The 12,203-nt window shown below is 69.4% G+C and carries 10 protein-coding genes; 4 read left to right on the top strand and 6 right to left on the bottom strand.

Features of this window, described 5'->3' with window-relative positions; genetic code table 11:
* Window positions 1–4: 4 nt before the first annotated feature.
* From IEY14_RS23675 to IEY14_RS23655, 5 genes are read right to left on the bottom strand one after another with little or no spacing between them, the layout of a single operon-like run.
* Window positions 5–1,081: an ABC transporter ATP-binding protein gene (locus IEY14_RS23675; RefSeq protein WP_188912973.1), complete on the bottom strand. Its 1,077-nt coding sequence runs from the start codon at window positions 1,079–1,081 to the stop codon at window positions 5–7.
* A gap of 35 nt (window positions 1,082–1,116) precedes the next feature.
* Window positions 1,117–1,998 (bottom strand): carbohydrate ABC transporter permease, encoded by an 882-nt coding sequence (locus tag IEY14_RS23670; protein ID WP_188912972.1) that lies wholly within the window; start codon window positions 1,996–1,998, stop codon window positions 1,117–1,119.
* Window positions 1,995–2,912, bottom strand: a complete 918-nt coding sequence (locus tag IEY14_RS23665) for a carbohydrate ABC transporter permease (protein ID WP_188912971.1) — start codon at window positions 2,910–2,912, stop codon at window positions 1,995–1,997. Before IEY14_RS23665 ends, IEY14_RS23670 begins: the two co-directional genes overlap by 4 nt.
* 10 nt (window positions 2,913–2,922) lie before the next feature.
* The gene (locus IEY14_RS23660; protein WP_188912970.1) at window positions 2,923–4,188 is read right to left on the bottom strand and encodes an extracellular solute-binding protein; all 1,266 of its coding nucleotides are present in this window, start codon (window positions 4,186–4,188) and stop codon (window positions 2,923–2,925) included.
* Window positions 4,185–4,994: a DeoR/GlpR family DNA-binding transcription regulator gene (locus IEY14_RS23655; RefSeq protein ID WP_188912968.1), complete on the bottom strand. Its 810-nt coding sequence runs from the start codon at window positions 4,992–4,994 to the stop codon at window positions 4,185–4,187. Before IEY14_RS23655 ends, IEY14_RS23660 begins: the two co-directional genes overlap by 4 nt.
* 324 nt (window positions 4,995–5,318) lie before the next feature.
* Here IEY14_RS23655 and IEY14_RS23650 point away from each other — a divergent pair, with 324 nt between their 5' ends.
* The 4 genes from IEY14_RS23650 to IEY14_RS23635 all read left to right on the top strand — a co-directional run bounded on the left by IEY14_RS23650 (window position 5,319) and on the right by IEY14_RS23635 (window position 11,068).
* Complete coding sequence (locus tag IEY14_RS23650) at window positions 5,319–7,598, top strand: NADP-dependent malic enzyme (RefSeq protein ID WP_188912966.1); 2,280 nt, start codon at window positions 5,319–5,321, stop codon at window positions 7,596–7,598.
* Window positions 7,599–7,642: 44 nt separating this feature from the next.
* Entirely contained in the window at window positions 7,643–9,442 is a 1,800-nt protein-coding gene (gene ggt / locus IEY14_RS23645; protein ID WP_188912965.1) for a gamma-glutamyltransferase, read from the top strand.
* Between the two features lie 87 nt (window positions 9,443–9,529).
* On the top strand, window positions 9,530–10,273 hold the full coding sequence (locus tag IEY14_RS23640) for an SDR family oxidoreductase (protein WP_188912964.1): 744 nt from the start codon (window positions 9,530–9,532) through the stop codon (window positions 10,271–10,273).
* A 27-nt stretch (window positions 10,274–10,300) separates the two neighbouring features.
* The gene (locus IEY14_RS23635; RefSeq protein WP_188912963.1) at window positions 10,301–11,068 is read left to right on the top strand and encodes an SDR family oxidoreductase; all 768 of its coding nucleotides are present in this window, start codon (window positions 10,301–10,303) and stop codon (window positions 11,066–11,068) included.
* A 236-nt stretch (window positions 11,069–11,304) separates the two neighbouring features.
* Here IEY14_RS23635 and IEY14_RS23630 read toward each other — a convergent pair whose 3' ends face one another.
* Entirely contained in the window at window positions 11,305–12,195 is an 891-nt protein-coding gene (locus IEY14_RS23630; RefSeq protein WP_188912962.1) for an SMP-30/gluconolactonase/LRE family protein, read from the bottom strand.
* Window positions 12,196–12,203: the final 8 nt, after the last annotated feature.

Genomic DNA, 12,203 nt, shown 5'->3' with positions numbered 1-12,203 from the left:
CCGCTCAGGCGCCGAGCCGGCGCCCCGTCCGGGCGTCGAAGAGATGGATGTGGTCGGCCTGCGGCCGCACGGTGAGGCGCCCGGGGGCGAGCGGCGCGCGGTCGCGCTGGATCACCGTGCCGGCCGTGCCGCAAAGGCGGCCGTAGAGATGCGTCTCCGAGCCCGTCGGCTCGACGAGTTCGAGCTCGAAGGGCAGGGTGTCCGGGCCCGCCTCGCCGGTGAGGTCGAGATGCTCGGCGCGGATGCCGTAGACGAGCGCCTGACCTTCCGCGACGGCGAGGCCGGCGGGCAGCGGAATGCGGCCAGAGTTCGTTTCCAGGCGGAGGCCATTCCCCTCCGCGACGGCGGTGCCGTGGACGAGGTTCATGACGGGCGTGCCGATGAAGGTCGCGACGAAGAGATTGGCCGGGCGGTCGTAGAGTTCCAGCGGCGCGCCGGCCTGTTCCACCCGGCCGCCGTTCAGGATGACGATGCGGTCCGACATGGTCATCGCTTCGAGCTGGTCATGCGTCACGTAGATCGAGGTCGTGCCGAGCCGCTTCTGGAGCGCCTTGATCTCGACGCGCATCTGGACCCGCAGCTTGGCGTCGAGATTGGAGAGCGGCTCGTCGAACAGGAAGGCCTGCGGCCGGCGCACGATGGCGCGGCCCATGGCGACGCGCTGGCGCTGGCCGCCGGACAGTGCGCGCGGCAGCCGGTCGAGATAGGGGGCAAGGCCCAAGACCTCGGCCGTCTCCTCCACCGCCCGGCGGATCTCCGGCTTGGCGACGTTCCGCAGCTTCAGCGAGAAGCCCATGTTCTCGGCCACCGTCAGATGCGGGTAGAGCGCGTAGTTCTGGAAGACCATGGCGACGTCGCGGTCCTTCGGCTCGACGTCGTTGATGACGCGGCCGCCGAGCCGGATCGTGCCGGAGGTGACGTCCTCCAGCCCGGCGATCATGCGCAGCAGCGTGGACTTGCCGCAGCCCGACGCGCCGATCAGCGACACGAATTCGCCGTCGGCGACCTTGAGGTCGACGCCGTGGATCACTTCGTCGCGGCCGTAGCTCTTGCGCAGCTCGGCGATGTCGATGGCGGCCATGCGGGAAATCCGTTGGAAAGGCGGCGGATGGGGCGCTACTTGCCGGCGCCCGCCATCAGCCCGCTGACGAGGAAGCGGTTGAGGAGGAGCACGACGAGGACCGGCGGCAGGATGGCCAGCACGCCGGCGGCGTTCATCAGGCCGTAATCGACGTAGTTGCGCGTCACGAATTCCGGGATGAGCACGGTCAGCGGCTTGGTGGCGAGCGTCGGCGAGAAGACGAGCGGCACCATGAACTGGCCCCAGGCGCTGAGGAAGGTCAGGATCGCCGCCGCGATGAGACCGGGCGCGGCCAGCGGCATGACGATCTTCACCAGCGTATAGGTGCGGCCCGCCCCGTCGAGCCAGGCCGCCTCCTCCAGCGAGATCGGCAGCGACTGGTAGACGCTGCGCATCAGCCACAGCGCCAGCGGCAGGAAGGCCGAGACGTAGATCAGCGTCACGCCGAGATAGGTGTCGATGAGGCCCATCGCGATCATCAGGCGATAGAGCGGGATCATCACCGTATAGGCGGGGATGGCGAGCGTCGCGACGGTGAGGACGAAGAGGAGGCCGCGCCCGGGAAATCTGAGCCGCACGAAGGCGTAGCCGCCGAAGGCGGCGAGCGCGACCGTCACCACGGTCGCGGCGAGGGAGGTGACGAGCGAGTTGACGAAGGCGGCGGAGAATTGCGGCCAGACCGACTGGATCGTGTTGCCCTGCGAGGTGCTGGTGGCGCCGAGGAGCTTGCCGAAATGTTCGAGCGTCGGATGGTCGGGCCAGAGCGTCAGCTGCCGCGACAGGAGATCGGCCGGCGGCGTCAGGCTGGTGACGAGCGCCCAGTAGATCGGCCCGAGCGACCAGAAGAGGAGAAGGGCGACGGCGAGCGCCGTGCCGAGGCGCCCGGCGGCGCGGCGAAGGGCGGGGGAGGCGCTCATTCGTAGCGGGTCTCGCGATAGACGCGCAGCACATAGACGAGCGAGACGAGGAGCGAGGCGATCATCGCCAGCACCGACAGCGCCATGCCGTAGGAGAATTTGAGGTTCTGGAAGGCCGACATGTAGACCTGGATGATGACGGTGCGCGTGTCGAGGCTGGTGCCGGCGAGGATCCAGGCCTCGTCGAAGAGATTGAAGGCGAAGACGGTCGACTGCGACAGGGCGATGGCGAGGCCGCCGGAGATCAGCGGCAGCGTCACGAGGCGGAAGCATTTGACCGGGCCGGCGCCGTCGAGCTTCGCGGCCTCGTAGAGTTCCTTCGGAATGCTCTGGAGCGCGGCGAGGAGGATGATCGCCGTCAGTGGCAGCATGCGCCAGATATGGACGAGGGCGATGAGGACGAGCGCCGTGGTGCGGTCGTTGAACCAGACCCGCGGCCCGTCGATCAGCCCGAGCGCCTGGAAGGCGCCGTTGAGGAGGCCATAGCTCGGATTGTAGATCCAGAGCCAGACGAGCGCGTTCACCACCGGCGGCAGGCACCAGGGCAGGACGAGCGCGGCGAGCAGCCAGCGCCGCCCGCGCTTGATGCGGTTGAGGAGCAGCGCCGCGCCGAGACCGCCGACCGCCTGCACGGCGACCGCGACGATCACGTAGACCAGCGTGTTCAGCCAGGCCTGCTGCACATTCGCGTCCGAGAAGGACGAGGTGTAGTTCCGAAGCCCGACGAACGGCGTGCCCGCCCGCATCGGATCGATGCGGTACAGGCTGTCGATCAGCGTCGAGACGACGGGCAGGAAGACCAGCCCGCCCATGATCGCGACGATGGGCAGGACGAAGGCGAGGCCGAGCCAGGCCTCGTTCCGCCGTCCCCGAGGCTTCGGATGCCCCGCATGTTCCGTCGCGATCGCCGTCATCGGGCTTCTCTTACTGCTGGGCGGCTTCGGCGGCGGCGGCGATCTGCTTCACCGCCTCCGCCACGTCGATCTGGCCCTTGGCGGCCTGGTTGAGCGCGTTGGCGGCGGCGCCGGAAAATTCCGGATACCAGCCGGGCGTGCCTTGCGCGAAGAGCGGCTCGACGAGCGCGGCCTGCTGGAGGAGAACGTCGCCGCTGGCGAGCTTGCCGTCCGCGTTGAGCTTTTCGAGGACGCTGGTGCGCGTCGGCAGGTTGCCGAGGCTCGCATAGCCCTCCGCCTGGTTCTCCGGCTTCAGCAGCCAGGCGACGAAGGCGAGGCCGGCATCCGGCGCCTTGGCGGAGACGGGAATGCCGACCGCGCCCGGCAGGCCGAAGGTGCGGGACTTGTCCCCGACATTCGGCATCAGCGCCGCGCCGACCTGATCGGCGACCTGCGACTTCGACTTGTCGGAATAGACGGCGAGATTGCCCGCCCAGCCGGCGACGTCGAAGCTGATGCGCCCGCTCTTGAACAGTTCCTGGATCTCGACATCCTTGAGGCCGGTCGCGGCCGGGTCGATCAGCCCGGCCTTCAGCGCGTCGATCTCGAACTGCATGGCCTTGTAGCCGGCCGAATCCGGGCTGGTGAAGAGCGGCTTGAAATCGGCGTCGAAGAGATCGCCGCCGAAGGCCTTGGTCAGGAGATACCAGGCCGTCGCGCTGCCCTCGGTCGCCGAGAGCGGCAGGCCGATCGGATAGTCGGCGACGCCGGCCGCCTTGATCGTCTTCGCCGCGTCCAGAAGCGCCTGCGGCGTCTTCGGCGCCTCGGCGATGCCGGCGCGCTTCAGATGGTCCTTGTTGAGGATCAGGATGCGGAAATCGTTGTTGTAGGGCACGGCGAGGAGCTTGCCGTCGAACTGGAAGATCCGCGCGGTGGGCAGATCGGCGAGAAGCGCCGGATCGACCTTGCCGTCGAGGAGATCGTACCAGCCGGCCGAGCCGAACTGGCCGACCCAGGACCAGTCCACCTCGGTCGCGTCGGCCGGGGCGGTGCCCGCCACCATCGAGGTGACGATCTTGGTGCGGATGTCGTCCCAGCCGAGGCTCTGCATGTCGAGCGCGATGCCGGTCTCGGCGGTGAAGCGGTCGGTCATCGCCTTCGGCAACGTGCCCCAGGGCGGCAGCAGCACGGAAACCGCCTGCCCGGCCAGCGGCTTGGCGGCGTCCTCGGCGAGAGCCGGGGCGGCGAGGAAGAGCGGCAGCGCCGACAGGGCTGCGAGGAGGGACCTGCGTTTCATGCGGACTGCCTTTCTTCGGAACGGATGGGGGACGGGGCGGAACCGGCGGCGATCGCCACCGGGCAGGCGAGTTCGGCGAGGCGGTGCCGCCAGGGGGCGGGAAGGCCCTCGTCGGTGACGACACGGATCGCGGGGCCGAGCGGCGCCACGCGATGGACGAGGCGGCGGCCGAATTTCGAGGCGTCGGCGAGGAGCACGGTCTCGCTCGCGCGGGCGATCATCAAGGCGTTGAGATGCGCCTCGTCCTCGTCGAGCCCATACAGGCAGCCGTCCTCGGCCACCGCGCCGGTGCCGAGGAAGAGCTGGTCGAGACCGAGGCGGGCGACGGCCTCCATCGCCGCCGGGCCGACGGTCGAGGCGTTTTCCGGGCGCACGCGCCCGCCGATCAGCGTGACCTTCAGGTCGCGCGCGCCCATCAGCGCCTCGGCGATGGCGAGGCCGTTGGTGAAGATCGCGAGCGGCATCGGCTCCAGGCGGATGCGCCGGGCGAGCTGGAGCACCGTCGTGCCGGCATCGAGGAACAGGGCGCTGCCCGGCCGGATCCTCTCGAAGGCGGCTTCGGCGATGGCGCGCTTCTCGGCGAGATTCTCCCGCTCGCGCTGCTCGAAGGCCTCCTCGACGCCTGGCGCGGCGGCGATGGCCGCGCCGCCGTGATTGCGGGCGACGATGCCGTCGGCCTCGAGCCGCTGGAGATCGCGCCGGATGGTCGCCGGCGAGGCGCCGAGCGCGACCGCGATGTCCTGCACCGACGAGAAGCCGTTGCGGTACAGGAACTGGCGGATGCCGCCGAGGCGATCGTCCTTCATGCGAGACCGGACCCATGGTCGACAAGCCGGCGGAGGCCGCTGGCGGGATTTGAGCGAGCCTAGCTCATGTCCTGGGGCTGTCAATCACGATCGTGACGGTTTGCACGGTAAAACGCGCAAGGTTTTGACGATCCGTGACCATTCGGCGGATGCGGCGGCGGGAGGCTCCGCGCTCGGCGACCGGCGGGCGTCGCGCGGCGCGTCGGAACGGCGGCGCGATGCCTCGAGCGCCCGCGAACTTATGGACAGCCGCGCGCCACAGAGGCGATGACGAGCGGCCCCGATTGGCGCTAGAACCCTTCCAGGGAGATGGGAGGAGCAGGCATGTCGCGTGACGAGGCGAAGCGGACGGCGGACCGGCAGGCGGCGCTGGACTATCACGAGCGGCCGCGCCCGGGTAAGTTGGAGATCCGGCCGACCAAGCCCATGGCGACCGGCCGCGACCTGTCGCTCGCCTATTCGCCGGGCGTCGCCGAAGCCTGCCTCGAGATCGAGAAGAATCCGGCCGACGCCCGCCGCTACACCGCCAAGGGCAATCTCGTCGCGGTGATCTCCAACGGCACGGCCGTGCTCGGCCTCGGCAATATCGGGGCGGAGGCCTCGAAGCCGGTGATGGAGGGCAAGGCCGTCCTCTTCAAGAAATTCGCCGGCATCGACTGTTTCGACATCGAGGTGAACGAGCCCGATCCCGAAAAGCTCGCCGATCTCGTCTGCCGGCTGGAGCCGACCTTCGGCGCGGTGAATCTGGAGGACATCAAGGCGCCGGACTGCTTCCTGGTCGAGCGTCTGTGCCGCGAGCGGATGAAGATCCCGGTCTTCCACGACGACCAGCACGGCACGGCGATCGTCGCGGCGGCGGCGGCCACCAACGCGCTGCATGTCGTCGGCAAGCGCTTCGAGGAGATCCGCGTCGTGGCGCTCGGCGCCGGGGCCGCCGGCATCGCCTGCCTGAAGATGCTTCTGGCGATGGGCGTCCGCCCCGAGAACATTACGATGCTGGATTCCAAGGGCGTCGTGCACGACCGGCGCAACGACCTGACGCCGGAAAAGCGCGAATTCGCGATCGCGACCGAGAAGCGCACCACGCTGGAGGCGATGGAAGGGGCGGATCTCTTTCTCGGCGTGTCGGGGCCGGGCCTTTTGACGCCCGAAATGGTGGCGCGCATGGCGCCGCAGCCGATCGTCTTCGCGCTCGCCAATCCGATCCCCGAGATCATGCCGGAAGTGGTGAAGGAGATCTCGCCGGGCGCTCTCGTCGCCACGGGCCGCTCGGACTATCCGAACCAGGTCAACAACGTGCTCTGCTATCCCTTCATCTTCCGGGGGGCGCTGGATGTCGGGGCGACCGAGATCAACGAGGCGATGAAGATCGCCTGCGTCGAGGCGCTGGCGGCTCTGGCGCGCGCCACGATCTCGGCCGAGGTCGGCGCCGCCTATCAGGGCGAGCGGCTCGCCTTCGGGCCGGACTATCTCATCCCGAAGCCCTTCGATCCGCGCCTTCTCTCCACCATCGCGCCGGCCGTCGCCAAGGCGGCGATGGATTCGGGCGTCGCGACGCGCGATCTCGATCTCGACGCCTATCGCGAGAGGCTGCAGGGGCAGGTCTATCGCTCCGCCCTCATCATGCGCCCGGCCTTCGAGGCGGCGCGGCGCGGCAACCGCCGCATCGTCTTCGCCGAGGGCGAGGAGCCGCGCGTGCTGCGCGCCGCGCAGGCCATGGTGGAGGAGGGCATGACGCCGCCGATCCTCGTCGGCCGGCCCGACGTGGTCGAGGCCCGCATCGAGCGCGAAGGGCTGGACCTGCGGCCCGGCCGGCAGTTCGAGCTGGTCAATCCCGAGAGCGACAACCGCTTCCGCGACTACTGGACGAGCTATCACCGGGTGATGCGCCGCGCCGGCGTGACGCCCGAACTCGCCAAGACCATGCTGCGCACCAACAATTGCGTCATCGCGGCGGTGATGGTGCAGCGCGGCGAGGCGGATTCGATGATCTGCGGCACGATCGGCGAATATTTCTCGCATCTGAAGGACATCCGGCAGGTGCTCTCCACCGACGTGCAGCGGCCGGTGGGCGCCCTGTCGCTGATGCTGCTCGATCGCGGCCCGCTCTTCATCTGCGACACGCATGTCCATGCCGAGCCCGATGCCGAGCAGATCGCCGAGACGATGATCGCGGCGGCCCGGCACGTGCGCCGCTTCGGCCTGGAGCCGAAGATCGCGCTCTGCTCCTCCTCGCAATTCGGCAATGCCGACACGCGCTCGGGCCGCCTCGCCCGCGAGGCGCTGGCGATTCTCGACGCGCGCGCCGTCGGCTTCGCCTACGAGGGCGAGATGCACACGGACGCGGCGCTCGACCCGGTGCTGCGCGAGCGCCTCTTCCCCGACGCCCGCTTCGACGGGCCGGCCAATGTCCTCGTCTATACCAATGCCGACGCCGCCGGGGCGACGCGCAACATCCTGCGCTCGGTCGCCGAGGGACTGGAGGTCGGGCCGATCCTGATGGGCATGGGCAATCGCGCCCATATCGTCACGGCCGGCGTCACGGTGCGCGGCCTCCTCAACATCGCCGCGCTCGCCGGAACGCCGGTGTCGAGCTACAGCTGAGCGACGGGGAAGGCGGACACGGGGTCCGCGAAGAGGAGGCCTCCATGGAACGGAGCATCGAAGCCCGGCCCTCCGCCGGGACGGGAACCGGCCGATCCCGGCGGGGGCCCTTCGGGGCGCGCGCCGCCCGCCCGGCGCTGGTTTTCGCCTTCGCCACGGCGCTCTCGGCGCCCGCCTTCGCCGCCTCGCCCGCGCCGGCGGAGGGCGACAACGGCATGGTGGTGACGGCCCAGCATCTGGCGACCGATATCGGCGTCGAGGTGCTGAAGAGCGGCGGCAATGCCGTCGATGCCGCCGTCGCGGTCGGCTACGCGCTCGCCGTCGCCTATCCGACCGCCGGCAATATCGGCGGCGGCGGCTTCATGACGATCCGCCTGAAGGACGGCACGACCACCTTTCTCGACTTCCGCGAGCGCGCGCCGCTGGCCGCCACGAAAACCATGTATCTCGACAAGGACGGCGAGCCGATCCGGGGCGCCAGCACCGACACCTATCTCGCCATCGGCGTGCCGGGCTCGGTCGCCGGCTTCGAGACGGCGCGCGAGAAATACGGCACGAAGCCGCGCGCCGAGCTCCTGGCGCCGGCGATCCGGCTCGCCTCGGAGGGCTTCGCCCTGGAGGCCGGCGACATCCGCGCCTTCGCCGAGGGCAACGAGATGCTGGCGAAGGACGAGGCGGCGGCGAAGATCTTCCTGAAGGACGGCCAGCCGCTGGCGCTCGGCGCGACCCTCGTCCAGAGCGATCTCGCCAGATCCCTCACCGCGATTTCGGAGCGCGGACCCGACGCCTTCTACAAGGGCGAGATCGCCGATCTCATCGTCAAGTCCAGCCAGAGCGGCGGCGGCATTCTCGCCAGGGCCGATTTCGAACAGTACAAGGTGCGCGAGCTGAAGCCCGTCACCTGCACCTATCGCGGCTACGAGATCGCCTCCTCGCCGCCGCCCTCCTCGGGCGGGCTGGTGATCTGCGAGATCCTGAACGTCCTCGAAGCCTATCCGATCGCCTATCTCGGCTATGGCTCGGCCGAGACGACGCGGCTGATGGTGGAGGCGATGCGCCACGCCTTCGTCGACCGCAACACGGCGCTCGGCGATCCGGACTTCGTGGAGAACCCGGTCGGGAAGCTGACGAGCAAGGCCTATGCGGCCGAGATCCGCGCCCGCATCGATCCCTATCGCGCCGGGGTCAGCGACAAGCTGAAGCCGAGCGGCTTCGCCGAGGCGAAGGAGACGACGCATTATTCGATCATCGACAAGGACGGCAACGCCGTCGCCGTCACCTATACGCTGAACGGCTCCTTCGGCACGGGCAAGGTGGCGGCGGGCACCGGCATCCTTCTCAACAACGAGATGGACGACTTCACGGTGAAGCCCGGCGTGCCCAATCTCTACGGCCTCGTCCAGGGCGAGGCCAATGCCATCGCGCCGCGAAAATCGCCGCTCTCCTCGATGAGCCCGACCATCGTCTCGAAGGACGGCAAGCCCTTCATGGTGATCGGCAGCCCCGGCGGCTCGCGCATCATCACCATCACGCTCGAAGCCATCCTGAACGTCGTCGATCACGGCATGGACATCCAGGAGGCGATCGACGCGCCGCGCGTCCATCACCAATGGCTGCCGGACAAGGTGACGATCGAGCCGAACGCCCTGTCGCCCGACACGCTGAAGCTACTCGCCGGCATGGGCTACACGGTCGGCACTGATCCCGGCTGGACGATCTGGGGCGAGGCGGCCGGCATCCTGGTCGGCGGCAAGGACCTGAAGGAGGTCGAGGCCGGTACCGGCCGGCGCTATTACGGCGCGATCGACAGCCGCGCCAGCGCGGGAACGGCCAAGGGCTATTGATCCCCGCCCTCCACCCTCGGCCCGGCCCATGGGGCGGCCTATATGGAGCCCTTCGCAAGCGGTTGCGGGCAAGGTGAGGGGACGGACATGACGGGCGGTGTCGCGATCGTGACGGGTGCGGGCAGCGGCATCGGCCGGGCGGTGGCGACGGCGCTCGCGGCGGAAGGCTGGCGCCTCGTCCTCGCCGGCCGGCGCCGTGAGGCGCTGGAGGAAACGGCGGCGGGTCTCGCCGGCCCGTCGCTGGTGCTGCCGACCGACGTCGCGGACCCGGAGGGCGTCGCGGCCCTGTTCGACCGGACGATCGCGCATTTCGGCCGGCTCGACCTTCTCTTCAACAATGCCGGGACGGGCGCGCCGCCGGTGCCGATCGACGAATTGCCGCTGGAGGACTGGCGGCGCGCCGTCGACGCCAATCTCACCGGCGTCTTTCTCTGCATGCGGGAGGCCTTCCGCGTGATGAAGCGCCAAGTGCCGAAGGGCGGGCGGATCATCAACAACGGTTCGATCTCGGCCCATACGCCCCGGCCGCATTCGGCGCCCTATACCGCCACGAAGCACGGCGTCCTCGGTCTCACGAAGAGCGGCGCGCTCGACGGCCGCGCCCATGGCATCGCGGTCGGCCAGATCGATATCGGCAATGTCGCCTCCGACATGACGAGCCGCATGGCGACGGGCGTCCTCCAGGCGAACGGCACGGTCGCGCCCGAACCGGTGATGGCCCTCGACAACGTGGCGCGCAGCGTCGTCCACATGGCCTCGCTGCCGCTGGACGCCAATGTCCTGTCGCTCACCGTCATGGCGAGCACCATGCCCTATGTCGGGCGCGGCTGAGCCGAAGATCGCGCCAGGGAAACCTCAATGACGCTTTCGCTCTTCGACCTGTCGGGCCGGCTGGCCCTCGTCACCGGCTCCAGCCAGGGCATCGGCCAGGCGCTCGCCCTCGGGCTGGCGCGGGCGGGCGCTCGCATCGTCCTGAACGGCCGGGACGAGGCGAAGCTCGCCGCCGCCGCCGAGGCGATGCGCGGCGAGGGGTTCGACATCGCCCATGCCGCCTTCGACGTCACCGATCTCGCCGCCGTCCAGGCCGGCATCGCGCGGATCGAGGCGGAGATCGGCGCGATCGACATCCTCGTCAACAATGCCGGCATCCAGCGCCGCGCGCCGCTGGAGGACTATCCGGCCGAGACCTGGGCGGAGATCATGCGGGCGAATGTCGATTCGGTCTTCTTCGTCGGCCAGACCGTGGCGCGCGGGATGATCGCGCGCGGACGCGGCAAGATCATCAACATCGCCAGCCTCCAGGCCCATGCCGCCCGCTATTCGATCGCGCCCTATACGGCGACGAAGGGCGCGGTCCTGAACCTCACCAAGGGCATGTGCACCGACTGGGCGCGGCACGGGCTCCAGATCAACGCCATCGGACCCGGCTATTTCGAGACGCCGCTCAACCAGGCGCTGGTCGAGGACCCGGCCTTCAACGACTGGCTGACGAAACGCACGCCCGCCGGCCGCTGGGGCCGGGTGGAGGAATTGCAGGGCGCCGCGATCTTCCTCGCCTCCGACGCCTCGAATTTCGTCAACGGCCAGATTCTCTATGTCGACGGCGGCGTGCTGGCGACGCTCTGACGCCGCCGCGCCTTCCGACACCGGCAGACCCTTCCGCTTCGTCATCCCGGCCTTGAGCCGGGATCCATTCCAAGCCCGTCACGACGGGGGAGGAGCGATGGGAAGGGCGCGCGTCTGCGGCCGTCTCGATGCGGCGCGGCCGAGGCATGGATCCCGGCTCAAGGCCGGGATGACGATGCGGAGACGACGCGGGCGAGCACTGATGCGGCGGTACGACGCTCTGACGCCGCCGCCCGTCAGCAGCCGCGCGCCCGGACGTAGATCGCGTAGATCGAGGTCGTCGCGGCGATGAAGAGGCGGTTCCGCTTCGGGCCGCCGAAGCAGAGATTGGCGACGACCTCCGGCACCAGGATCTTACCGAGGCGCGTGCCGTCGGGATGGAAGACATGGATGCCGTCGGCGGCGCTCGACCAGACGCGGCCTTCGGTATCGACGCGCATCCCGTCCGGCACGCCCTTGTCGATCGTCGCGAAGACCTCGCCGCCCGCGAGGCGGTCGCCCTCGACGCGGAAGCGGCGGATATGGCGCCGCCCCTGCGGATCGTGGCTGCCGGCGGAATCGGCGATGTAGAGCAGCGACTGGTCGGGCGAGAAGGCGAGCCCGTTCGGCTGGCCGAAATCCTCGGCGACGCGCGTCACCGCGCCGCTGGCGGGATCGATGCGGTAGACGCCCTGGCAGGGCTGTTCCTGCTCGGCCTTGTGGCCCTCGTAATCGTCGCGGATGCCGTAATTCGGGTCGGTGAACCAGACCGAGCCGTCGCGATGGACGACGACGTCGTTCGGCGAATTGAGGCGCCGGCCCTCGAAGCTCTCGGCAAGGACGGTCAGCCCGCCGTCCGGCTCCGTGCGCGTCACGCGCCGGGCGCCGTGCTCGCAGGAGACGAGGCGTCCGGTATTGTCGCGCGTATGGCCGTTGGTATGGCCGGCGGGCGCCCGGAAGACATGGGTGCCGACCTCTGGAATCCAGCGCAGGATGCGGTCGTTCGGGATGTCGCTCCAGAGGAGCGCGCCGGCATCGCCGAACCAGACCGGCCCTTCCGCCCAGCGGCAGCCGGTATGCAGCCGCTCCAGCGCGACATTGATGAGCGCCACTTCGGCGAAACGGGGATCTTGAACGTCGTAGAGCATCGGGACAA

Origin of the sequence: Aureimonas endophytica, from assembly GCF_014642635.1 — a bacterium.
Classification (GTDB): domain Bacteria; phylum Pseudomonadota; class Alphaproteobacteria; order Rhizobiales; family Rhizobiaceae; genus Plantimonas; species Plantimonas endophytica.
Note: the sequence above shows the minus strand (reverse complement) of the source record. Positions and strands in the feature narration are given on the sequence as shown.